The 22,760-nt window shown below is 53.6% G+C and carries 20 protein-coding genes; 13 read left to right on the top strand and 7 right to left on the bottom strand.

Translation table 11 applies throughout. The annotated features are described in order from the left end of the window. The first annotated feature begins 2 nt into the window (after positions 1-2). The 3 genes from pstA (at position 3) to recJ (ending at position 4,508) form a co-directional block, all read left to right on the top strand. Positions 3-923 (top strand): phosphate ABC transporter permease PstA, encoded by a 921-nt coding sequence (gene pstA, locus AC0QHF_RS18060; RefSeq protein ID WP_324705624.1) that lies wholly within the window; start codon positions 3-5, stop codon positions 921-923. A gap of 210 nt (positions 924-1,133) precedes the next feature. Then, the gene (gene pstB / locus AC0QHF_RS18055) at positions 1,134-1,913 is read left to right on the top strand and encodes a phosphate ABC transporter ATP-binding protein PstB (protein WP_324705635.1); all 780 of its coding nucleotides are present in this window, start codon (positions 1,134-1,136) and stop codon (positions 1,911-1,913) included. Positions 1,914-2,135: 222 nt separating this feature from the next. Next, positions 2,136-4,508, top strand: a complete 2,373-nt coding sequence (recJ, locus tag AC0QHF_RS18050) for a single-stranded-DNA-specific exonuclease RecJ (RefSeq protein WP_324705623.1) — start codon at positions 2,136-2,138, stop codon at positions 4,506-4,508. A 93-nt stretch (positions 4,509-4,601) separates the two neighbouring features. Here recJ and era read toward each other — a convergent pair whose 3' ends face one another. Then, positions 4,602-5,534: a GTPase Era gene (era, locus tag AC0QHF_RS18045; protein ID WP_324705622.1), complete on the bottom strand. Its 933-nt coding sequence runs from the start codon at positions 5,532-5,534 to the stop codon at positions 4,602-4,604. 536 nt (positions 5,535-6,070) lie between these two features. After that, complete coding sequence (locus AC0QHF_RS18040; RefSeq protein ID WP_324705621.1) at positions 6,071-6,307, bottom strand: type II toxin-antitoxin system RelN family antitoxin; 237 nt, start codon at positions 6,305-6,307, stop codon at positions 6,071-6,073. Positions 6,308-6,634: 327 nt separating this feature from the next. Here AC0QHF_RS18040 and AC0QHF_RS18035 point away from each other — a divergent pair, with 327 nt between their 5' ends. Beyond that, positions 6,635-6,877 carry a ribbon-helix-helix domain-containing protein gene (locus AC0QHF_RS18035; protein WP_324705620.1) on the top strand — a complete coding sequence of 81 codons (243 nt, stop codon included), beginning with the start codon at positions 6,635-6,637 and terminating at the stop codon, positions 6,875-6,877. On the opposite strand, the gene AC0QHF_RS18030 is transcribed toward AC0QHF_RS18035, so the two are convergent. The 3 genes from AC0QHF_RS18030 to AC0QHF_RS18020 form a co-directional block, all read right to left on the bottom strand. Beyond that, complete coding sequence (locus AC0QHF_RS18030) at positions 6,874-7,125, bottom strand: hypothetical protein (RefSeq protein WP_324705619.1); 252 nt, start codon at positions 7,123-7,125, stop codon at positions 6,874-6,876. The two genes, AC0QHF_RS18035 and AC0QHF_RS18030, sit on opposite strands and share 4 nt — an antisense overlap. A 181-nt stretch (positions 7,126-7,306) precedes the next feature. Next, positions 7,307-7,558 (bottom strand): UPF0175 family protein, encoded by a 252-nt coding sequence (locus tag AC0QHF_RS18025; RefSeq protein WP_324705618.1) that lies wholly within the window; start codon positions 7,556-7,558, stop codon positions 7,307-7,309. 256 nt (positions 7,559-7,814) lie between these two features. Next, positions 7,815-8,384, bottom strand: coding sequence for a tetratricopeptide repeat protein (locus tag AC0QHF_RS18020; protein WP_324705617.1), 570 nt, complete (start codon positions 8,382-8,384; stop codon positions 7,815-7,817). 313 nt (positions 8,385-8,697) lie between these two features. Here AC0QHF_RS18020 and AC0QHF_RS18015 point away from each other — a divergent pair, with 313 nt between their 5' ends. The 9 genes from AC0QHF_RS18015 (at position 8,698) to hisA (ending at position 19,761) form a co-directional block, all read left to right on the top strand. After that, complete coding sequence (locus AC0QHF_RS18015) at positions 8,698-10,359, top strand: efflux RND transporter periplasmic adaptor subunit (protein WP_324705616.1); 1,662 nt, start codon at positions 8,698-8,700, stop codon at positions 10,357-10,359. A 26-nt stretch (positions 10,360-10,385) separates the two neighbouring features. Beyond that, a complete protein-coding gene (locus tag AC0QHF_RS18010) occupies positions 10,386-11,102 on the top strand; it encodes a uridine kinase family protein (RefSeq protein ID WP_324705615.1) in 717 nt (238 codons plus the stop codon). Between the two features lie 22 nt (positions 11,103-11,124). Beyond that, entirely contained in the window at positions 11,125-12,342 is a 1,218-nt protein-coding gene (locus AC0QHF_RS18005; RefSeq protein WP_324705614.1) for an ABC transporter permease, read from the top strand. 142 nt (positions 12,343-12,484) lie between these two features. Next, positions 12,485-14,032: a polysaccharide deacetylase family protein gene (locus AC0QHF_RS18000; RefSeq protein ID WP_324705613.1), complete on the top strand. Its 1,548-nt coding sequence runs from the start codon at positions 12,485-12,487 to the stop codon at positions 14,030-14,032. Between the two features lie 375 nt (positions 14,033-14,407). Then, positions 14,408-14,710, top strand: a complete 303-nt coding sequence (locus AC0QHF_RS17995; protein WP_324705612.1) for a hypothetical protein — start codon at positions 14,408-14,410, stop codon at positions 14,708-14,710. A 263-nt stretch (positions 14,711-14,973) separates the two neighbouring features. Then, the gene (locus AC0QHF_RS17990) at positions 14,974-15,354 is read left to right on the top strand and encodes a hypothetical protein (RefSeq protein ID WP_324705611.1); all 381 of its coding nucleotides are present in this window, start codon (positions 14,974-14,976) and stop codon (positions 15,352-15,354) included. 107 nt (positions 15,355-15,461) lie between these two features. Continuing rightward, positions 15,462-16,154: a TIGR02117 family protein gene (locus AC0QHF_RS17985; protein WP_324705610.1), complete on the top strand. Its 693-nt coding sequence runs from the start codon at positions 15,462-15,464 to the stop codon at positions 16,152-16,154. A 94-nt stretch (positions 16,155-16,248) separates the two neighbouring features. After that, positions 16,249-18,816 (top strand): PAS domain S-box protein, encoded by a 2,568-nt coding sequence (locus AC0QHF_RS17980; protein WP_324705609.1) that lies wholly within the window; start codon positions 16,249-16,251, stop codon positions 18,814-18,816. Positions 18,817-18,987: 171 nt separating this feature from the next. Continuing rightward, positions 18,988-19,761 carry a 1-(5-phosphoribosyl)-5-[(5-phosphoribosylamino)methylideneamino]imidazole-4-carboxamide isomerase gene (gene hisA, locus AC0QHF_RS17975; protein WP_324705608.1) on the top strand — a complete coding sequence of 258 codons (774 nt, stop codon included), beginning with the start codon at positions 18,988-18,990 and terminating at the stop codon, positions 19,759-19,761. Between the two features lie 219 nt (positions 19,762-19,980). Here hisA and AC0QHF_RS17970 read toward each other — a convergent pair whose 3' ends face one another. Together AC0QHF_RS17970 and AC0QHF_RS17965 are read right to left on the bottom strand one after the other, a co-directional pair. Next, positions 19,981-21,105: a THUMP domain-containing class I SAM-dependent RNA methyltransferase gene (locus AC0QHF_RS17970; RefSeq protein WP_324705607.1), complete on the bottom strand. Its 1,125-nt coding sequence runs from the start codon at positions 21,103-21,105 to the stop codon at positions 19,981-19,983. A gap of 538 nt (positions 21,106-21,643) precedes the next feature. Next, positions 21,644-22,549, bottom strand: coding sequence for an alpha/beta fold hydrolase (locus AC0QHF_RS17965; RefSeq protein ID WP_324705606.1), 906 nt, complete (start codon positions 22,547-22,549; stop codon positions 21,644-21,646). Between the last annotated feature and the right edge of the window lie 211 nt (positions 22,550-22,760).

Genomic DNA, 22,760 nt, shown 5'->3' with positions numbered 1-22,760 from the left:
AAATGCCAGAAAGTTTGGAAACGATTCGCGCCGACATTTCCCGGCGAAAAATGTTCGACCTCATCTTTATGATCGTCGGGCTGATGGTGATTTTCGTCGCCATATTAGTTTTGTTGGGATTGACGCTGCAAATGGCGATCGAAGGCGCACCCCGTCTCACGCCGGAATTTTTCACCTCTTTTCCCAGCCGTAAACCGGAACAAGCCGGGATTTTATCAGCCTGGGTGGGGACGACCTTGGTGATGCTGGTGACGGCGTTTGCTGCGGTTCCCCTCGGCATCGCTGCGGGTATTTATTTAGAAGAATATTCCCGCAAAAACTGGATCGCCGATATCATCGAAATCAATGTCACCAACTTGGCGGGGGTTCCGTCGATTATTTACGGATTACTTGCCCTCGGTTTGTTTGTCTATCAGTTGGATTTGGGGCGCAGTATTTTATCGGCGGGGCTGACGCTGGCGCTGCTGATTTTGCCGGTGGTTATCGTGACGACTCGGGAGGCACTTCGCGCCATTCCCAGTCACTTGCGGGAGGCGGCTTATGCCTTGGGGGCGAGTCGGTGGCAGATGATTTGGGATCATATTTTACCCTACTCGTTCGGGAGTATTTTGACGGGCGTTATCATCGGTTTGTCGCGGGCGATCGGAGAAACAGCCCCGGTGATTACGATTGGCGCCCTGACGTTTATCGCCTTTTTACCGGAGTCTCCTTTTACCAATGAATTTCCCTTTTTTACCTTCGATTGGTTGCGAGAACCGTTTACGGTGATGCCGATTCAAATGTTCAATTGGGTGTCCCGTCCGAACCCGGAATTTCACGCCAACGCGGCGGCGGCGGGGACGGTTTTGGTGGGGATGACGATTTTGATGAATGGGGTGGCGATTTACATCCGCTATCAGTTTCGTCGGGGGGTGAAATGGTGATTTTTTGAGATCCCCCCCAGCCCCCCTTAAGAAGGGGGGAGTTGGGTTAAAGAACCCTTGAGAAGGGGGGAGTTGGGTTAAAGATCGATATCCGATGTTCCGGAAGAATCCCCCCCAGCCCCCCTTGGTAAGGGGGGAGTTGGGTTAAAGAACCCTTGGTAAGGGGGGAGTTGGGTTAAATAACTTGAATTGACTTTCGATTTTTACAAGATGAAAGATAAAGCGATCGCACTCCAAATAGCCAAGGCAGAAGTCAGAAATCTCAACTTCTACTATGATTCTTTTCACGCCCTAAAAAATATCAATTTGGTCGTCCCGGAAAAGCGAGTTACGGCGTTGATCGGGCCGTCCGGCTGCGGCAAAACGACGCTGCTGCGGTGCTTCAACCGGATGCACGACCTCTATCCGGGAAATCGCTACGAGGGGGAAATTTTACTGGATTCAATTGATATTTTGGGAAAGGCGATCGACCCCATCGAAGTGCGGATGCGGATCAGTATGGTGTTTCAAAAGCCGAATCCGTTTCCGAAATCGGTGTATGAAAATGTTGCCTATGGGTTGCGGTTGCGGGGGGTGAAAAAACGGAGTGCGATCGATGAAAAAATCGAACAGGCTTTGCGAGAGGCGGCGTTGTGGGATGAGGTGAAAGATCGCCTTCACGATCAAGCCTACAACCTTTCGGGGGGGCAGCAGCAGCGGTTGTGCATCGCCCGGGCGTTAGTGGGAAATCCGGAAATTATTCTATTTGATGAACCGACTTCTGCCCTCGATCCGATCGCAACATCAAGTATTGAGGGTTTGATGAGTGACTTGAAACAGCACGTCACGATTTTGATCGTCACCCACAGTATGCAGCAGGCGGCGCGTTTTTCGGATTATACGGCGTTCATGTATCTGGGTGAATTGCTGGAATTTGGATCGACATCGGAGGTTTTTACCAATCCGTCTAATAAGAGAATGGAGGATTATTTGAACGGGCGAATCGGGTAGTCAAGAAAAGAAACCGGGTTTCTATGAGGGTGCGTCCTTCCCAACCCAAAATGTAAGTATAAACCCGGTTTCTAGACTCGGGTGTGGGGAAGAAACCGGGTTCCTATGAAGGTTTTTTCTTTCTCACTGGAGATTGTATGAGAAACCCGGTTTCTAATTTTCGTTTCGAGTGATCGCGATTTTCTGTTATATTAGGTTAATATGACGTTTGCGTGACTCCCAATGTGGCAGGTTCGTCCCTCCCTAGAATTACCCGATTGGCTGATTCCCGAAATCCGACGCCATGCCCCGCAGGTGTCCGGATATCACCTCGCCCAACTGCTGCTGGAACGGGGAATTTCCACCCCCGAAAAATTGGCGGGATTTTTGCAGACGGAGTGCTATCAACCGGCGAGTCCCTTGGAATTTGGGGCGGAAATGGAACGTGCGATCGCCCGTTTAATTTCGGCCCGCGATCGCCTCGAAAAAGTCGCCATTTGGGGAGATTTCGACGCCGACGGCATCACGGCAACTTCCGTTTTGTGGGACGGTTTGGGAGAGTTTTTTGGCGAGTCCCTTTCCTACACCATCCCCAACCGCTTCACCGACTCCCACGGACTCCACGCCAAGGGCATCGAAGCCTTGGCGGAGGGGGGGTGCACGTTGATCGTCACCTGCGACACCGGCAGCACCAATTTGGCGGAATTGGAACTCGCAAACCGCCTGGGAATTGATGTCATCGTCACCGATCACCACAGCTTACCCGACACTCGTCCCCCCGTCGCTGCCATCATTAATCCCCGCAATTTGCCCGCCGATCATCCCCTCTATTACCTGTCCGGGGTGGCGGTGGCTTACAAGTTGGTGGAGGCGTTATATTTTGAGTTGCCGGAGGTGCCCCGGCGTCCGTTGTCGGCGTTGTTGGATCTGGTGGCGATCGGGTTGATCGCCGATTTGGTGGAACTTCGGGGGGACTGTCGCTATTTGGCACAATTGGGGATTCAACACCTGCAAAAACAACTGAAAACCCCCACCCGTCCGGGAGTGGCAAAACTGCTGAAATTTTGCAAGGGAAGTGGCGATCGCCCCACGGATATTTCCTTCGGTATCGGGCCGCGAATTAATGCCGTCAGTCGCATCCACGGCGACGCCAGTTTTTGTGTTGAATTACTAACCAGCCGGGACGAAAAGCGGTGTCATCAATTGGCGTTGGAAACGGAACTTGCCAACACCCGCCGCAAGGAGTTGCAGCGAGATGTCCTCTGGGATGTGCAGAAAAAATTGCAGAAATTGGATTTATCAACGACTCACGCGATCGTCCTCAGCGATCCCCAATGGCCCGTGGGGGTGCTGGGACTGGTGGCGGGGCAAATTGCCCAGGAATACGGACGCCCCACGATTTTATTGAGTACCGAGGGGGCAGCGGAAACCGGACTAGGACGGGGTTCTGCCCGTTCGGTTCATAATATCGACCTGTATGAATTGGTTCGCAGCCAAGCCCCTTTATTGCACCGATTTGGGGGTCATCCCTACGCGGCGGGGTTGAGTCTTCCGGTGGAAAATATCCCGTTATTTGCGGAAGGAATCGATCGCCTCCTGGGTGAACGGATGGGGGGGCTGCTGTCCCTCGAACCCGTGATGACCGCCGATTTTGTCTGTACCGTTTCCGAGTTGGGCTATGATCTATTTCAAGAGTTGAAATTACTCGAACCCTGCGGCATAGGAAATCCGGTGCCAAAGTTCCTAATCAAAAATTGCTGGTTTGGCGATATTAAAAACAAGAATCAAACCGATCTTCGAGGTCGGAAGGTTCGCTATATTAAAACAACTTTTAAGTTATTTGATGAGTCTTGTGAATCGGGGTTTCCGGGGGTTTGGTGGGGTCATTACGAGTATGAATTGCCCCGGGGCCGCTGTGATGTGATAGCGGAATTGGATTTCAATGCTCATCAAAAGCAGTATGAGGCGCGACTGGTGGCGGTGCGATCGGCAGTTGGGGCGACGGAAACGACTCCCGAACCGATTCAAATTGATGAAATCATGGATTTAAGAAATAACGAAAATCGAGATATTCTCGATTTAGAGAATGGCAAAAAACCGCTGATTTTGAAAAAATGCCCGACCAGTTGGGACGAAATGCGGATTTGGTTTCGGCGGGCGTTCAATCAGGGTAAAAAACTGGCGATCGCCTATTCTAACCCCCCGAATCCCTCCCCGGTTGAGGTGTGGGAAACATTGGTGGGTATCGCCAAATATTTGAGTCGGACACATCAACCTGTCACCCGGCAAAAATTACTGGCAAAGTTGAAGATCGGAGACGTATCATTAAAGCGGGGGTTCGATTGTCTAAAATGTCTGGGATTTCAGGTCGAATATCAAACGGATGGGGAGGCGAAACGGCAGTTTTTGATTCGGGCGGATAAGGGAGCGATCGCGGACGCTTCCCATCCCGAATTATCGGCTTTGTTGGACTTATTTTTTTCCACCATTCGAGAAGAACAATTCAGACAGCAATATTTCTGCAATGTTTCTCTGAATACCATTTGTGCGATCGCCCATCAGACGATTTTGTTGGGTGAAGAAGAAAACCCGCTTGGGAATCAATTCCCAAGCTAACAGCACAAATCCTCTTCAGAGGATTATATCATTACAGATATTATTGTCGAAAAGCCATAGTTTCGACCAGTCCTCTGTGCCTGGAGTGGTGAACTATTCTTCCACCTGATAACCCAACTCCGCCAACTGAGTTCGGGACTGCCGCCATTTCGGTTGAACCCGGACGAATAACTCCAAATAAACCTTCCCGGCGACCAACTTTTGAATCTGCTGGCGGGCGGCACTTCCAATGTTTTTCAACATCTGTCCGCCCTTGCCGATAATAATCCCTTTTTGGGAGGGGCGTTCGACGTTGACGGTGGCGAGAATGCGGGTTATTGTCGGTTCTTCGACGACTTTATCGATCGCGATCGCCACCGAATGGGGCACCTCTTCCCGCGTTTGTAGGAGGATCTGTTCCCGGATCAATTCTCCCATGATAAACCGTTCCGGCTGATCCGTCACCAGATCCGGCGGGTAATAATAGGGGCCGCAATCGAGCTTTTCAATTAACAGATTTTGTAGGGCTTCCACGCCCTCCCCCGTCAGGGCAGAAAACTTGGCGATCGCCCAATGATTGGCTTCCGCAAAGGGGCGATAACTGTCTTCTATCGCCCCCGAATCCGTCGGTCGTTGGTCAACTTTATTCAAGCCCAAAATAACCGGAACTTCCGCATTTTCCAACAACTCCACGATGTAGCGATCGCCCCCGCCGGACATCACCGAACCGTCCACCACGAACAGCAGCACGTCCACCGATGCGATCGCCGCTTTAGCATTCTGAACCAAAACCTTTCCCAGTTGGTGGTGGGGCTTGTGAATCCCCGGCGTATCGACGAAAATAATTTGGGCGTCCGGCGTCGTCAAAATGCCCCGCAGTCGATTCCGCGTCGTCTGGGCGACGGGGGAAGTGATCGCGATTTTCTGTCCCACCAACTGATTCATCAGGGTGGATTTTCCGACATTCGGGCGCCCGATAATCCCCACGAACCCGGACTTGTAACCCTCCGGGGCGGTGGGGATGGTGACGGCAAAAGATGAGTCCATAATGAATTGGGGTGTCGGGTGTAGATCTTTTATGTTATCACGCGGGACTCACTCCGACTACTCTAGAAACCGGGTTTCTACGACATCTCTCCATCCCCAGCCGAACCGTTCAAAGAAACCCGGTTTCTTACTCAAAAACCCGGCTTTGCTCCCCTCTCCCAAAGTTGGGAGAGGGGCTGGGGGTGAGGGCGAGTGGCTTGGTTATTCCGATATAATTTCTCGAATTTCTTTTGCTGTAATGTCTGTTTGTTCGGATTTAGAATATATGGTTAACAGGATTATTTTTGTCTCTTTTTTTGAGGTAATATATCAGTCGATATCCTCCACTTTTTCCTTTTTGTATATCCCGATTTCTGATCCGAAGTTTGAATACTGCCGAGCCAACCCCTGGAATCTGTTCCCCGAGAATTTGACCGCCTTGAAGTTGCTCGATCGCTGGCTCAATATCCCGTCGAATATTCCGATATCGCTTCTGAAGGATTCGGACTCTGCGGACAAACGTTGGTGATAGTTCGATCTGAAACACTGACCGATCTTCACTCATTTTCCTCATCCTCATCCCACAGAGCAGAAAGGGGTAAGGTTTGACCCGCCTTGGCTTCTTGCCAACCCTGTTTCAAGCTCTCTAATACGATGGATTTTGGTTCGTCATCGGGATCGTTTTCTAAAAGGATAATCACCCGGACGCGACTTTCTGCCGCCAAGTTCAAGGGTTGTTCGAGTTGCAAGTTACCTTGGGCATCGACAATTGCAATGGCTTCTACAGCTTCCATAACCATCAATTTAAAACATCCACTACCATTATATAGCAAAAGCGATCGCACCATCCCACCGACGACTCTAGAAACCCGGCTTTTCTCCCCTCTCCCAAAATTGGGAGAGGGGCTGGGGGTGAGGGCGAGTCACAGAAGCCCCCCTAGCCCCCCAATTTTGGGGGGAACAAGAGAAGAATTGGCTCCCCTCTCCCAAAATTGGGAGAGGGGCCGGGGGTGAGGGCGAGTGGCTATCGGGTAAACAGCGATTTTCTACACTGGAATTAAACACTATTAATCATATTTTTTGCTATAATAGCTGAAAGGGTATTCTGGGAATTGGAAACGATGAACATTACTTTACAGGCGGAACAAGAGCAGTTTATTCAGTCCCTCGTTCAAATGGGAAAGTATCAAACGGCAGAAGATGCGATCGCGGCGGCTTTGGAACTGCTGAAAGAACAGAATCGCCAACGGGATGAGATGCGTTTGTCCGAACTCCGTCAAAAAATTGCAGTGGGGACGGAGCAAATTTCCCGAGGGCAGGTGACAGATGGAGAGGAAGTTTTTGCCCGACTTCTCCCCGGTTAACTGTTGGCTTTGGCTGCGTCATAGTTGTCATAAATGGTCATTTCAGGGCTATCCCAGTCCTCTGAGAACGTCGCCAAACTGGCGCGGAGAAATTCGGCTTGTGTGCGGTCAATTCCTTGAGATGCTAAGTCAATTTCACTCGACTCGACAAACGTGACAATTACACGAGTTCCTTCCGGCATATTATTGGGGTTTTCGATTAAATCGATCCGTCCATTTCGGTAAATTCCTTGAACACTAACTAGCATTTTTTCCCTTAAACTTGACTCGAATCAATTATAGTTTCAACCCAAAATTATATCACATCCAGTTGGTCGGTGGGGTTGAACAGGAATGAAACCCAACATCAGGTTATCGCTTTTCTCCCCTCTCCCAAAGTTGGGAGAGGGGCCGGGGGTGAGGGCGAGTGAAAAATTGTCCGGGGCGACGTTAGATTTCCAACTCTTCCATTAATTCGGCTTCTGTATACTGCATGAAGTCAACTTTGTAGCGGGACAAAGCATTGATAAACTCGCCGCGACTTAACCCGGCAATTTCGGAGGCTTTGGCTTGAGAGATGTCCCCGAGTTCGTACCATTTGACGGCCGCCGCAATTCGCATTTCTCGGACAAATTCATCGGGATTCTTCCGCAGGGCTGAAAATGCACTGGTTGGGATTTCGACGGGAATTGTCGTGTACATGGTTTTTTAAGAGCGATCGCTTCATTTGACTATTTTATCATGGTCTTGGGGATATGGCGGATGATACCCTCGCGGAATATAGGGAATAGAAAGCGATCGCATCATCCCACCGACAACTCTAGAAACCGGGTTTCTACGACATCTCTCCATCCCCATCCAAATCTTCCAAAGAAACCCGGTTTCTAACTCAAAAACCCGGCTTTTCTCCCCTCTCCCAAAATTGGGAGAGGGGCCGGGGGTGAGGGCAAGAAATCTTTTAACTGAATAAATTGCGGATGAATTGCACGAAACGGCGGTACAACTGGCGGAGTTTTTGCCAGGGGGTGAGAGGCGACGGCGGCGGCGTTTCCAATTGTTGGATGGCGACGTCGCACTCTTCGATTTTGTGTTCGAGTTGCAGTTGTTGATACAATTGGCGGGCGTTGCGGTAGGCACCAAGGGCGTCGGGAATACGATCGCATTTGGTGAGGGTTTTGCCGAAGTTATACCAGATTTCGGCTTGTCTCAGTGAGGATTGAATCTCATCGGCGATGGTTAAGGCTTGTTGATAGAAAGAAAGAGCTTGTTGATAGTCTTCTAAACCATCATAGGCTTCGCCCAAATTGTTTAAAGAATAGGCTTCCCCCCGTCTGTCGCCGATGTCCCGAAAGATTTCCAGAGATTGTTCGTAAAAGGCGATCGCTTCCGTGTGGCGTCCGAGGGAATAGTAAGCGTTGCCCAAATTGTTTAAAGAATAGGCTTCCCCCCGTCTGTCGCCGATGTCCCGTGCGATTTCCAGAGATTGTTTGTAAAAGGCGATCGCTTCCGTGTGGCGTCCGAGTCGCACCAGTAGGGTGCGTTAATGAAATTTCAACACCGCCTCAATAGTTGTTTGAATTTTGAATTTTGAATTTTGAATTTTTATGGTGGGTTACGGGGCCGATGAAATGTTGTGGGTTGTTCCGAAAGATTACGGCCGCGCCTAGCCCACCCGACTGGATTGTATCCTCGTTCCGGATCGTTCGGGAATCCGCCGGGGGGTTTGGTGTGTTGTTCGACCCGTTTTCTCGCGATGATTTAGGTAAAATTGATAGATAGCGGACGAGTCAAGTTGTGGCAAAAATCGCGATCGCGTCCGCAACGTGAATGGAGCAATCGATATGTTAACGGGTCCCAAAGGGGAGACGGAATCGCCGAACGGCGCCGTCAAACACGATTTTACAGCCGATACACCGAAACGATCGCCCCTGCGCCGACCGAAAACTTGGGCCGTCGCCGCGATCGCTGCCGGAGTCGTGGCCCTGCCCGTCGTCGGGTATCAGGTCTTCAATCGCAACTCCGGCCAACTCGAAACCGTGGAAACCCTGACGGTTCCGGTGGAGGCGAAGGACCTGACCGTGCGGATCTCGGCCAGTGGCGTGGTGCAGCCCGTGCGGCGGGTCAACCTGAGCCCGAAAACCCAGGGTCGCCTACAGGAATTATACGTCGAACAGGGCGATCGCGTGGCGGCGGGCCAGGTCATCGCCAGGATGGAAAGCAATGAAATCGAAGCCCAACTCCGCCAAGCCGAAGCCCGGTTGCAGCGGGCCGAAGCCAATTTAGATAAATTGCAAGCCGGAAGCCGTCCCGAGGAAATTGCGGCGGCGCGGGCACGGTTGGATCGGATGCGGGCGCGTCTGGACGAGTTGGAAGCCGGAACCCGCCGGGAGGAAGTCGCCGGAGCCCGGGCGCGACTGGAAGAGGCGGAAAGTCGCCTGTCGGACGCCCGAACCGGGAGTTTTCAGAACGAGATCGAACAGGCCCAGGCGCGACTGGAGGCGAATTTGGCCGAGTTGGAATTGGCCGAGGAACGGGTTCGGCGATACGAAAGTTTGAGGGCTCAGGGGGCGATCTCCGAGGATGCCCTGGACCAGTATCGGCGCGATCGCCGTCGCCTGGAAGCCCTGCAGGACGAGGCGGAACAGCGAATCGAACAGTTGCGGGAAAATCGGCGATCGCAGATCGACCAGTTGGAAGCCGCCGTGGAACAGGAACGCCAGAATTTGCGAAAATTGGAAAACGGCACCCGCCCGGAAGCGATCGCCCAGGCCGAGGCGGATGTGGCGGAGGCCCGCAGCCAGTTGGACGAACTGTTGAACGGAACTCGCCCCGAAGATATCGCCGCCGCCGAGGCGGATGTCCGGGAGGCGGAAGGCCAGGTTCGCTTCTATCAGGTGCAGGTGGAAGATAGCAACATCCGCGCCCCGTTCGCCGGCATTATCACCCAGCGCTATGCGGTGGAGGGGGCCTTTGTTACCCCTGCTACTTCGGCATCGGACGCGACGTCGGCGACCTCGACTTCGATTGTCGCCTTGGCGAAGGATTTGGAAGTTTTGGCGAAAATTCCCGAGGCGGATATTTCCCAACTTCGACCCGATCAAAAAGTGGAAATTGTGGCGGATGCGTACCCGGATCAAGTGTTTGAAGGGCGAGTGCATTTGATCGCGCCGGAAGCGGTGAAAGAGCGGGACGTGACCCTGTTCCAAGTCCGCATCGATATCCAGACGGGACAGGATCAATTGCAGTCGGGAATGAACGTGAATTTGCGGTTTGTGGGGGACACCCTCGACAATGCCCTGGTGGTTCCGACGGTGGCGATCGTCACCAATAAAGGAGAGACGGGGGTGCTGCTTCCCGACGAGAACGGGGAACCGGAATTTTACCCCGTGACCCTGGGATCGCAGATCGGAAATGAGATCCAAATTTTGGAGGGAATTACGACGGGCGATCGCGTGTTTATCGAGTTGCCAGAAGGGCAGAGTTTGGAAGAGATCGTCAAATAAATTAACCGATTTCAGCATAACGGAAAATGTCCGATATTCGCGATAGTATCAATTCGATTTTGCCAATCCGCGATCGCACTCCCAAAAGGCGCAGTATTTTGGTCGCCCTCAGCGGCATCGACGGCTGCGGGAAAGGCTACCTCACGGCTAAGATTATCGAGGGTTTGAAGGCGGCGGGGATGAATGCGATCGCCATCCACGGAGACGGCTGGCTGAACCTTCCCGAACGGCGGTTCAATTCTGACAATCCCGGCGAACATTTCTATCAAAATGCTTTCCGTTTCGAGGAGATGTTTTCCCAACTCGTTTTGCCATTGCGCGATGGGCGATCGATCCGCCTTGAAACCGACTTTTTAGAGGAGACGGACACCGCCTATCGCCGACACCTTTATCAATTTAAAAATGTGGATGTGATTGTACTGGAGGCGATTTATCTGATACAGCAAAAATTCATAAATAATTACGACTTTTCAATCTGGATCGACTGCGGTTTTCAAACTGCCCTGAAACGGGCGTTATCCAGAAATCAGGAAGGCTTGTCGGAGCGAGAGATAATCGATGCTTACCGCACCGTATTTTTCCCCGCCCAAATCATCCATTTTCAACGGGACGATCCGAAACGTCTGGCGGGTGCGATCGTCAACAACGATCCGGAAATAACCGAATTTAAAGACTATCCAAAATTGAACGAAAATCTCGTTGTTGGGCTTCAGCCCCACCGGGCGGTAAAGCGCTACAAATAACCCTTGAAAAAAACAACAAATAATGAATATATTTGAAAGCATAAAAATGTCGTCCACAACGCTGCTTGCCAACAAGATGCGAAGCAGCCTGACGATGCTGGGAATCATCATCGGAAATGCCTCCGTCATCGCCATGATCGGCATCGGGGAAGGGGCGCAAAGTTTTGTCAACAATCAGGTTAATTCTCTCGGTCCCAACGTCCTATTTATCGTCCCGGGAAGCCCAGAGGCGCAACGCCAGCCCGTCTATCCGCCCCAAAATTTAATTTGGGAAGATGCGGAAGCGATCGCGGAACAAGTCCCCTCCGTCGAGGCTGTAGCACCCTCCTTGAATGCCAGCGAATTGATGTCTTATCGGAGTAAAAATGCCACCGCTTCTCTGATCGGAACTACCCCCGAATATTTGCGAGTTCGGAACTTCGATGTCGCCCGGGGGCGGTTTATCACCGACTTGGATATCAAACGCAACGAACAGGTTGTCGCCCTGGGTTCTGAAATCGCCGAACAACTGTTCGGAAATGAAGATCCCATCGGCAAACAAGTCCGACTCAAAGACATCACATTACAAGTGATCGGAGTCATGCAGCCGAAGGGATCGACATTCGGCAGCAACCAAGATATGAACGCCTTCGTCCCCATCACCACCGTCGCCAACCGCATCGTCGGACGCACCTCACCCTACGGCTTGCAAGTGACGTTTATTTCCGTTTCGATTCAAAATGAAGATCAGATGCGGGCGGCACAATTTCAAATCGAAAATCTCCTGCGGCTGCGGCACAAAATTACCGACGAAGATGATTTTACTGTCCGCAACCAAAAAGACCTGATGAACACCCTCGGACAAATTACCGGAGCCCTGACATTGATGCTGGCGGCGACGGCTTCGATTTCCTTATTAGTTGGCGGAATTGGCATCATGAATATCATGCTGGTTTCCGTCACCGAAAGAACCCAAGAAATCGGTTTAAGGAAAGCAATTGGTGCGTCCCAAAATGACATTTTAATTCAGTTCATGATCGAAGCGGTGATCCTAGCCGCAGCGGGGGGCGCGATCGGCACCGGATTGGGAATTAGTGGCGTGTTAATTGTGGGGATGCTGACGCCTTTGGAAGCCGGAATTTCGACGGCTGCGATCGCGGTAGCGGTGGGCGTTTCCGGGGGTATCGGATTATTTTTCGGAGTCGTGCCCGCCCGACGCGCCGCCAAACTCGATCCGATCGTTGCCCTCCGCAGCAATTAGGACTTGGGGAAGGATAACGGAAAAACAATTTCGTCCCTCCCCCGATCGCCAGTTGTTACCGAAATTTTCCGGATTCAAACTATATTTGCGCTAAAAATTGTGATATAAACGGTGCGTTCCTTTTAGCGACAAAATTTAGGACGTGAAATCGATACAATTGTTGTCCCGCAGTTTGCTGGGATTGGGGTCTTTACTCTTGCTTTCCGGCTGTGGAAATTGGGGCGATCGCGCCGCAACCTCGAAACAGACCGTTTTCGGAACATCTCAGGAGGCGATCGCCACACCCGTCCAATTTGAACGAAAATCGGTCAACGACGGGGGTGGCTATTTCTGTTCGGACGGCCGGACGGCTTTGGGACCGTTCACCGAAAAAATGGTTCAAAAGTGCCTCGACTGGGGCGGCGGTTCGGCTTGCCGGTCCGATCGCTGGTCCGAGGATTTATTTTTAAACGCCTACGGAACAGGTCGATGTCCCGACGGTGCCCGCTTCAACCGCATCGCGAGTTACTGCGTGGAAGGAAAAAACGCCCTGGGGCCGTTTCCCGAGACGTTGATCGCCGCCTGTCAAAAACGGGGTGGGGGGACTTCCTGCCATTCAAATCGCTGGAATTCGCAGTTTTTATTCGGTCTGATGCGGGATGAAGGGTTAATTGACCTTCCCGAAGGCCGTCCGCCGCAATTCGTGTTGTTGGCTTTTGACGGATCGCGATCGCTCGACGCCTGGAATAAATCGCGGAATTTCGCCAAAGAAATGGAGGCGAAAGGGATACCCCTGCGGTTCACCTATTTTATCAGCGCGGTTTATTTTATCAACGATGGCGATCGCCAACTTTACGACGCTCCAGCCGGCAAGGGAGTCGGACGATCCGCGATCGGCTGGGGAGGGACAACCGAGGAAGTCAAACAGCGGTTAGATCAACTCAATTTTGCCTATCAAGAGGGTCACGAAATCGCCTCCCACGCCGTCGGACACTTCGACGGCAGTCGCTGGAGCGAGGCGGACTGGACGAAAGAATTTGACGCTTTCGATCGCTTGATTTTTGATTCCTACAAAATCAACAATTTGGACGGTTCTCTCGCCTTCGATCGCGCCGCAATTGAAGGCTTTCGCGCACCGGAATTGGGGCGAGGATCGGGATTGTACAAAACCCTGCAAAAGAAGGGATTTCGCTACGATACCAGCCAGGTCGCCCAAGCCGACTACTGGCCCCAAAAGCAAAATGGGGTTTGGAATTTTCCGCTGGCGAGTTTGAGGACGGCAAAAAGTGGCAAAAATGTCCTGTCGATGGACTACAATTTTTATTACGCCCACTCGAAAGCCCGACCCAATTCTGCCAATGCAAAATTCTACGAGGAGGACACCTATCAGACCTACATGAACTATTTCAAGGCCAACGACGAGGGCAATCGCGCCCCCGTCCACATCGGCCACCACTTTTCCGCCTGGAATAACGGGGCCTATTGGAATGCGATGTTCCGGTTCGCGGAGTCGGTTTGCGGACAGCCGGAAGTCCGGTGCATCACCTACGGCGAATTAGCCGATTTTATGGACTTGCTGACGCCCGAACAAATTGCCGCCTATCAAAAGGGAGAGTTTCCGAAAAGATCAGCCGAGGCGGAAGCGAATCCCCAGGCAGTCTCCCCATTTGAGGAACCCCAGAGAGAATCCGCAAATTTCTGTCAGATTTAGGGTAATTATTGCCCTTTGCGGTCGGGGCAATTTGCAATTCGCCCCGACGGTTGGATGCGATGACGGCGATCGCTCCGTAAAATTACGGAGTGATTTTGGGTCATTACCCGATCGCGACCTTCATTTTTCAGTAAATCCACTGTTGACTTCCCGTTTCAGAGCAGAAAAAATTAAAGGTAGGGGAATCGGTGTCGCACATATAGAGGAACGTTTTGGCGAGAGGAGTTTTTGTTGTTTCTGATACATCTTGAATCCGGGTGCAAATGGACTGAAGTGACGGCCTTTTGATTGGAGATGCATAAACCGGCGGACTCTCCCCTAAAGACAAATCGAGCAATCGAGTGTGCGTGCTTTCTAGATTTACAGAGTGTCCTCATGAATATGTCTTCTTTGGAAACCGTATGGTTTGAGTATCAGAATCTGGATCTTCTCGTCATCCAGGAACTTGATCGCCAACTGGCGACCCTACCCAAAGCGACCGTCAGTTCCATCGACAGAAATCAAGCCCTGGCTCGAGTCCAACAATTTTTGCCACCGGGGTGCGACACGGCTCTGAAAGAAGGCTACAAGGAACAAACCCGACAAGTGGGCCGGATGCTGCAAGAACTGATCGCCGACGCCGTTTCCCTGTCGCTGATCCGGTTGGTGTGTGCAGCTCCGCGAGTTGCCGCCAGTTGAGACGGTGTGGCCGTCGCCCGGACGGTTCGGAGCGGCGTTGAAAATCCCGAACCCTCCCGACGACGGGCTCTCAAGGGTTGCCGAAAGCCGATGGCCAGATCTCGACCTCGGGGCGACCGGGAAATCCTTCTGAACGGGGTTTCCGGGGGAATTCGAGTCGGCGAAAATGGCAATTTGCCGGATCGGATACATTCCAAAATTTCAAAACGGTGCTAACATGAGTAACCAATCTTTCCAAAGCACTCATATTACCACCGATAACCATGAAACAATTTGCAGCACTGGCATCTGTTCTGGCGATCGCCGGCGGAACCGTTTTCAGCACCGCCCCCGCCGCCGCCGGCCCCTGTCTGTTCAGCAGCAAAAACAAGGGAGTTGACTTCACTTCTACGACCTCCGAGGGCTCGTTCTGGAGTCAAATCAAACCCCTCAAATCCGATCTCCGCATCGCCCGGTTCGGCGCCGGTGCGGCCGGGTTGGCAGTGGCGGGCGGCGTGTTTTATGCCCGCCGTCGCACGGTTGGCGGTGGGGAGCATCCGGAAGCCCCCGGCGGCGACTTCGACCTCGGGGATGAAGCGGCGGTCGAAACTGCACCCGTGGAAGCAGAAGCTTCAGAAGAACGGGAAGCGATCGCGATCAAATAATCTCAATTTAACCCAATCATAGCATTCGACAATTGGGGCGTGAAAAATTCGCGCCCCTTTTCTTGTATATTCAAAACACAGGGGTGCGGCTCAAATTTTCCGAACCAATGAAATCTAAATTACTCTGGATACTACGTTGGGGGGGGATCGGCTTTCTTTCTCTATTCGTCGCCTTGTTGGGGGGGGCGCTGCTGCCCCGGCCGTGGCGGAGCGCGGATCAAAACGACTGCGCGATCGCCATTTACCTGAGTGCCAACCCATTTCACACCGATATTTTTGTGCCGGTCAAAACGTCGGTTTTCGATTGGAATCAGTTTCTCAATTTGGCGGAAATCGGGCGCAATCCCGACGCCGATTATCGATATCTCGCCCTGGGGTGGGGCGATCGCCAGGTGTACCTACAAGCCCCGACCCTGGCGGACTTGAAGCCGACCGTCGCCCTGCGGGCGTTGCTGAGTCCCACGGCTTCGGTGATGCGGGTGCAGGGATACGAAACCCTGCCCGACCGGGCCGAATCCAACTGCATCAAAATCAGTCGAAAAAATTATTTACAATTGGTCAAAATTCTGAAAAATTCCTTCGCGACGGATGCCGGTGGAGAACCGATCAAAATCCGCCCGGGCTACGGAGTAAGGGACAGTTTTTATGAAGCGGAAGATCGGTATTCGATCGCCCGAAATTGCAATACTTGGACGGCGGAGGCGCTGCGGTCGGCGCAAGTGCGGACGCCGATGTGGCCCACCCTCCCCGCCTCCATTTTGTGGCAGGCGAGAAGTAGCTGCGAGTGCGACAGAGTATAATTAATCAACTCAATTTCCCGGAGTCGGCGGGAAGGCGGAACGGTGTCGAGGGTGGTTTGGAGTGAGAGCAAAATATCGAACGAGCGAGGATGGAATGGTTGAAGCTGAAAGCGGGTCAAAATTTAATCGATATGCGATCGGGACCCAGAATTCATCGAGGGTCGGTTCCGAACCCTACGATTTGCGATCGGAAGAACCGATCGCATCCCTCCAACGGGAATTGCAAGAATTGCGCCATTCTGTCGCGTCGCTGCAACGGGAAAACCAAAACCTGAGAACGCAATTATCCCACCGGGAAAACTCGTCCCCGGAAGACTCCCACCGCCTGCTAGAGTTGGTGATGGATCACGTCCCCCAGGCGATTTTTTGGAAAGATTGCAACTCAGTCTATCTGGGATGCAACCGCCTGTTCGCCCTCGCCGCGGGAGTGCACCACCCTCGGGAAATCGTGGGAAAAACCGACGACGATTTATCCTGGACGAAGGAAGAAGCCGAAGAATACCGGGCCGGCGATCGCCAGGTGATCGCCAGCCAACGCCCCAAACTCCGCGTCCGGGGCACGCGACACCTGCCGACGGGGGAAGTGCGGATCGTCGAAACCAGCAAAATCCCCCTCCACGACCGCCACGGCAACGTGGTGGGGGTACTCGGACTGTTCGAGGACATCGGCGACCGCCTGCAGACGGCGGAATTGCTGCAACAGCGGCTCGCGGCGATCGAAGGCAGCAGCGACGGCATTGCCATTCAAAATCACCAGCAGGAATTCACCTATGTGAACCGCGCCTATCTGAAAATGTTCGGCTATTCCGAACCCGGGGAACTGCTGGGGAAAACCTGGCGGGAACTCTACGAACCGGAGGAGATCGAACGCATGGAGCGGGACATCGTTCCCCAGATCCAAGCCGAACGTCAGTGGCAGGGGGAAGTCCAGAGCCGACGCCGGGACGGTACGTCCTTCATGCAAGAGGTGTCCCTGACGCTGACGGAGGCGGGGATGGTGTGCATCTGCCGCGACGTGACGGAACGCAAGCAGATCGAAGCCACGTTGATGCTGTACAAGCAGGCGGTCGAATGTTCCAGCGACGCCATCGGCATCGCCGACGCCCAAGGCCATCACTTTTATCAAAATCCGGCATTTTCGCGGATGTTCGATTGCGAAACGGCGGAAGAATTCAACGAATTTGGAGGCATACCCGCCACCTTCATCGACCCCACCATCGTACCCGAAATCTTTGCCGCCCTCAACCGGGGAGAGAGTTGGATCGGCGAAGTCGAACAGCGCTCCAAAAACGATCGCCGCCAACAAATTCTCCTGCGGGCCAATGCCATTAAAGACGGTGAGGGCAACGTGATCGGGGCGATCGCATCTCACACCGACATCACTGATCGCAAACAAGCCGAAGCGGCCCTGCAGCGCACCACCCAGGCCCTCAAGGAAGCCCAAGAATTAGCCCATATCGGTAATTGGGAATACGATGCCTGCAACAACACGATTATCTGGTCCGACGAGGTCTTCCGGATTTTCAACCGCGATCGCGATTGGGGTCCCCCCGGCATCCCCGAATCCCTGGAATATTACCACCCCGACGACCGCGATCGGATTCAGACCGCCCTCGGGAAGACGGTCACGGATGGAACCCCGGCGGAGGTGGAGGCGCGACTTTCCTGCGACCCCCCCCGCCACGTCCACATCAAGGTGAAAGCGGTACGGGACGGGGGCGGTCCGGTCGTCGGACTGTTCGGGACGATCATGGACGTCACCGAACTCAAACGGGCCGAAACTCACCTGCAACAAAAAACCCGAGAACTCGAGAGCACCCTGCAAGAACTCAAACGCGCCCAAACGCAATTAATTCAGAGCGAGAAAATGTCCGGCCTGGGGCAACTCGTTGCCGGAGTCGCCCACGAAGTCAACAACCCTGTCGGGTTTATTTTGGGGAATGTCGCCCACCTGCGGGGATATGTCGGCGACCTGCTGTTGTTGATCGAAACCTATCAGAAACACAACGCACAATCGCCGGAAATCGAGAAATTGATCGAGGAAATCGACCTGGATTTCTTGACCTACGACCTGCCCCAATTGATGAATTCCGTCGAGACGGGGGCGAGACGCATCCAAGCTATCGTCCAGTCCTTGAAGAATTTTTCCCGCCTGAACGAGGCGGAAATGAAAGAGGCGGACATCCACCAAGGACTCGACAGCAGCCTGACGATTCTCAACGGCCGCCTGCAACTGTCCCCCGGCGGCCCGGAAATTGCGATCGCCAAAAATTACGGCGATCTGCCCAAAATCGAATGCTATCCGGGACAGCTCAACCAGGTGTTTTTTAACATCATCAGCAACGCGATCGACGCCTTACAATGTTTGGGGGACGAAGGGACTCACCAACCCCCGCAAATTACGATTACCACGGCGATCGCGGACGACAATCGGGCGGTGATCCGCATCGCGGACAACGGAGAAGGGATGACTCAAGAGGTGCGATCGCGCATTTTCGACCCCTTTTTCACCACCAAACCGGTGGGGATGGGAACCGGATTGGGATTGTCCGTCAGCTACCAAATTATCGTCGATCGCCACAAGGGAGAGTTGGACTGCACCTCCGAGAAGGGCAAGGGTTCGGAGTTTCGGATCGAAATTCCCATCCGGCAAAGTCGTTGAAGGGTGGGAGTCGGGAGTCGGGAGTCGGGAGTCGGGAATTTTAGATTTTAGATTTTAGATTTTAGATTTTAGATTCTCCCCTGCCCCCCCTGCCTCCTCCGCCTCCTCCGCCTCCGGTCGCCTCCTCCGCGTAGCGCTATAATTGCTGTCGTTTATCTGCCCGAATTATCCATGAACGTAATACCCGCGATCGACCTGTTGGAGGGGCGCTGCGTGCGTCTGTACCAGGGAGACTACGATCGCTCCGAGACTTTCAACGAAGATCCCGTCGCCGTGGCCCGCGAGTGGGTCGCCCAGGGTGCCACCCGCCTCCACTTGGTCGATCTCGACGGGGCCAAGCGGGGGGAACCCACCAACCACGAGGCGATCGGCGCGATCGCCCGGGCCGTGGAGGTTCCGGTGCAGGTGGGGGGCGGACTGCGATCGCGCGAAACCGTCGCCGCCCTGTTCGATTTGGGCGTGGAACGGGCCATTTTGGGGACGGTGGCCGTGGAAAATCCCCAATTAGTCGCCGAATTGTGCCGGGAGTTTCCCGGACGCATCGCCGTGGGTATCGACGCCCGCAACGGCAAAGTTGCCACCAAGGGATGGCTGGAAACCTCCGAGGTGGAAGCCACCGATCTCGCCCACCGGATGGCACAGTTGGGCGTCGCGGCCATTATCTACACCGACATCCACCGGGACGGGACCCTGCAAGGCCCCAACAAAGACGCCCTGCGAGAAGTGGCGGAAATCGTCTCAATTCCGATAATCGCTTCGGGCGGCGTCAGTTCCATTACCGATTTGTTGGGGTTATTGGCATTGGAACCCCTCGGCGTTACGGGTGTAATTGTCGGTCGGGCACTGTACACTGGAGACGTGATTTTAAAAGAGGCAATTCAGGCGATCGGCCAGGGACGTTGGCAAGACGTTCCCCCGGATTTTGGCAATTCCACATTCGCTTGATCGCGGTTAAATTTTATCTTCAAAAATCCCCTTAGAAAGGGAGACTGGGAAAGGGAAATTCTCCCCCCTTACCAAGGGGGGCTGGGGGGGATGAGGGGGGGCGGGTAAATAACCGGATCTGATATCAATCGTCAAAAATCCCCTTAGAAAGGGAGACTGGGAAAGGGAAATTCTCCCCCCTTTCAAAGGGGGGCTGGGGGGGATGGGGGCTGGGGGGGGTCAATATAATTCATATTTCAATAGCGTACAAGGCAGCGCCCCATTGTACAGAGGAATGCGTTTCGACGTCCTCAAACCGATCCGCTTCGAGAGTTCCTTATTTCCCGTAAAAATATATGCCGTCCAGCCCTTAAACCGCTGCTTGAGAAGATCCCCCAAAAGCTGATATAATTCCCCCAACTCCTCGACATTTCCCAACCGTTCGCCGTAGGGGGGGTTGCAAACAATGATCCCTCCATCCGCCGGGGGTTCCACCTCCGACAATTCCGATCGCACCAACTGCAGGCGATCGCCCACCCCGCACTGTCGGGCGTTATACTCGGCTTGGGCGAGTACCTCCGGATCTCGATCGCACCCCACAATTGAAACCCCCAATTCTTCGCGTCGGCTATCCTCCGCATCCCGGCGGATCTGTTGCCACAGCGACGCATCGAAATCCGGCCATTTCATGAACCCGAAGCTGTCCCGAAACAGTCCGGGGGCGACGTTCAACGCCTTCAAACTCGCCTCCAAAGGCAACGTTCCCGAACCGCACAAGGGGTCCAAAAACGGGCGATCGCAGTCCCACTCCGCAAACTCCAACAACGCCGCCGCCAAACTTTCCTTCAGGGGGGCTTTCCCGACGGCGGGGCGGTATCCCCGGCGGTGGAGACTGGTCCCGGAACTGTCGAGGCTGAGAATGCCCCGATCGCGGTGGATATGGAGGTTAATTTGCAAGTCCGGATCGCTGAGATCTACTGTTGATCGTCGCCCAAATTGTCGCCGCTGCCGGTCCACGATCGCATTTTTGACCTGCAAGGCGGTAAAGTGGGTATGGTTGAGCTTCGTATTGCTTCCCGTGCAGTGAACGGCCAAAGTTTGGTCGGGGTGAAGGTACTGTTCCCAATCAATTTTCTGCACTTCTCGATAGAGGCGATCGGCATCCGGACAGGGGAATTTGGCGATCGGAACCAGGACGCGAAAAATCGTTCTCGCCCACAAATTAACCCGATAAAGTAGGGCGCGATCGCCGCTAAAATTGACCCCGGCAAACTCCGCTTCAACCCCGGCCGCCCCCAGCCGTTTTAACTCCTTTGCCGCCATCGGTTCCAACCCGCGAGCCACGGTTGCAAAATACTCAGACATTTGACTAAACTTCCGGGCTCGAACCGGACAACTTCTCGGTGCAAAAATTCCGGCCCAATTGTAAAATAAACATTAAATTAATCGTTTTTTGTCCTTTTCTGTGCAATTGAACTCGCCCCGGGGCGATCGTCGCGCCCAAACCGAAACGTCCCAAATCCATCAATTTGAGTTTATGGAAGTTGCAACAACTAAAGCGGCCAGAACATCTGACCGCCAGATATCATCCTCACACCACACACAGGAATGACACGTATTAAACAGAGACATTATTTTCCTTTTTTTCAGAAAGGACACCGACGACTGGCCGTGTTTCGTCTCGGTGCCCTCGCTGGTTCGCTCCTCACACGCTAGTAACTCTAGCCAACCCCCCATCAGTTTGTCAACACTTTTGAAGAAAAAAATTCTTCCGATCGCCGAAAACCCTTAAAAATCCAGTGATATTTAACCCTCTCCACACACCGACGAATGAGACATTTGCTCGGGTCCATTTCCGGGGCGATCGGGGGGTGAGACCCACCTCTGAGTCACCGTCCGCGCCTCACACCGACGTGTCAATCGTTCTCAACCAATTCAAAATCAGCGGGTTCACCACGGTTGGCCGTTCGTCGTGGGGACAGTGGCCCGTTTTGGGAATGGAAACAAACTCGACGGGGGCGCCGGTTGCCGCCAAATCCCGATAAATCTGGGCGCCCTTGATGGGAGTCCAGGGGTCATCCTCTCCCCAGATTACTAATAAAGGACGCTCCAGGCGGGGCAGAAGTTCCGACGGATGGGGGCCGGCCGGGGCCGTCAAAATCGACGCGAACACCTGCTGCGCTCCCGCGTCGTTGGAAGGTTCGTAGAGCAAATCGACCAATTCATCCGTCACCGCCTCCCGGTTGCCGTAAACTTGGCGCAGGGTGTTGCGGATGCGACGTTTCTGGCGGACTTGGTTGAACACGAACGGTCCGATCGCCGGAGAGCTCACCAACTTGGTAAAGGTCCCCATAATCACCCGCAGGGGAAAATTCAACTCCTCCGGACGGTGGTTGAGTCCCCCGGCACAATTCAACAAAACCGCCCCACGGCAGATCTCCGGGTGGTCCACCGCCACCATCAGACTCAGCAGGGCCCCGATGGAGTTGCCGACAAAGACCGCCGGTTCGCCGATGTGTTCGGCCCAGAAGTCCCGCAGCAGTTCTTCCCACAGGTCCAAACTGTAATCGACGGCGGGTTTTTCAGAGGCCCCGAACCCCAGCAAATCCAGGGCAAACACCCGGTATCCCCCCTCGGCCAAAACGGGGATATTGTGCCGCCAGTGGCCGATGGAGGCGCCGAAGCCGTGGATCAAAATCAGGGGCCGGCCGGTTCCCCGGACGGTGTAGCGGATCGCGCGATCGCGCCACGTCCAGGACTCGAACTCGAAATCGCGGGAAATACTCGGAGAGGATTGGGTCGCCGTCATCTTAATGAACTTTTGTAAACTATCTTTTACGATCATATAGCGCTTTGCGGGAAGAAACCGGGTTTCTACCGGCCACTCGGGGGGGAAATTGCAGTTTCTCTGAGAAACCCGATTTCTAGAGTTATCGGTGGGGAGGAAGAAACCGGGTTTCTACCCGGCACTCGGGTTGAGATTCGAGATCTTCTGAGAAACCCGGTTTCTAGAGCGATCG

The organism is Lyngbya sp. CCY1209, assembly GCF_055795065.1.
This window is presented reverse-complemented; position numbering and strand designations above follow the sequence as displayed.

Coding starts and splice junctions, on each gene's coding strand:
- pstA (WP_324705624.1), top strand. CDS start 3: ATGCCAGAAAGTTTGGAAACGATTCGCGCCGACATTTCCCGGCGAAAA.
- pstB (WP_324705635.1), top strand. CDS start 1,134: ATGAAAGATAAAGCGATCGCACTCCAAATAGCCAAGGCAGAAGTCAGA.
- recJ (WP_324705623.1), top strand. CDS start 2,136: ATGTGGCAGGTTCGTCCCTCCCTAGAATTACCCGATTGGCTGATTCCC.
- era (WP_324705622.1), bottom strand. CDS start 5,534: ATGGACTCATCTTTTGCCGTCACCATCCCCACCGCCCCGGAGGGTTAC.
- AC0QHF_RS18040 (WP_324705621.1), bottom strand. CDS start 6,307: ATGGAAGCTGTAGAAGCCATTGCAATTGTCGATGCCCAAGGTAACTTG.
- AC0QHF_RS18035 (WP_324705620.1), top strand. CDS start 6,635: ATGAACATTACTTTACAGGCGGAACAAGAGCAGTTTATTCAGTCCCTC.
- AC0QHF_RS18030 (WP_324705619.1), bottom strand. CDS start 7,125: ATGCTAGTTAGTGTTCAAGGAATTTACCGAAATGGACGGATCGATTTA.
- AC0QHF_RS18025 (WP_324705618.1), bottom strand. CDS start 7,558: ATGTACACGACAATTCCCGTCGAAATCCCAACCAGTGCATTTTCAGCC.
- AC0QHF_RS18015 (WP_324705616.1), top strand. CDS start 8,698: ATGTTAACGGGTCCCAAAGGGGAGACGGAATCGCCGAACGGCGCCGTC.
- AC0QHF_RS18010 (WP_324705615.1), top strand. CDS start 10,386: ATGTCCGATATTCGCGATAGTATCAATTCGATTTTGCCAATCCGCGAT.
- AC0QHF_RS18005 (WP_324705614.1), top strand. CDS start 11,125: ATGAATATATTTGAAAGCATAAAAATGTCGTCCACAACGCTGCTTGCC.
- AC0QHF_RS17995 (WP_324705612.1), top strand. CDS start 14,408: ATGAATATGTCTTCTTTGGAAACCGTATGGTTTGAGTATCAGAATCTG.
- AC0QHF_RS17990 (WP_324705611.1), top strand. CDS start 14,974: ATGAAACAATTTGCAGCACTGGCATCTGTTCTGGCGATCGCCGGCGGA.
- AC0QHF_RS17985 (WP_324705610.1), top strand. CDS start 15,462: ATGAAATCTAAATTACTCTGGATACTACGTTGGGGGGGGATCGGCTTT.
- AC0QHF_RS17980 (WP_324705609.1), top strand. CDS start 16,249: ATGGTTGAAGCTGAAAGCGGGTCAAAATTTAATCGATATGCGATCGGG.
- hisA (WP_324705608.1), top strand. CDS start 18,988: ATGAACGTAATACCCGCGATCGACCTGTTGGAGGGGCGCTGCGTGCGT.
- AC0QHF_RS17970 (WP_324705607.1), bottom strand. CDS start 21,105: ATGTCTGAGTATTTTGCAACCGTGGCTCGCGGGTTGGAACCGATGGCG.
- AC0QHF_RS17965 (WP_324705606.1), bottom strand. CDS start 22,549: ATGACGGCGACCCAATCCTCTCCGAGTATTTCCCGCGATTTCGAGTTC.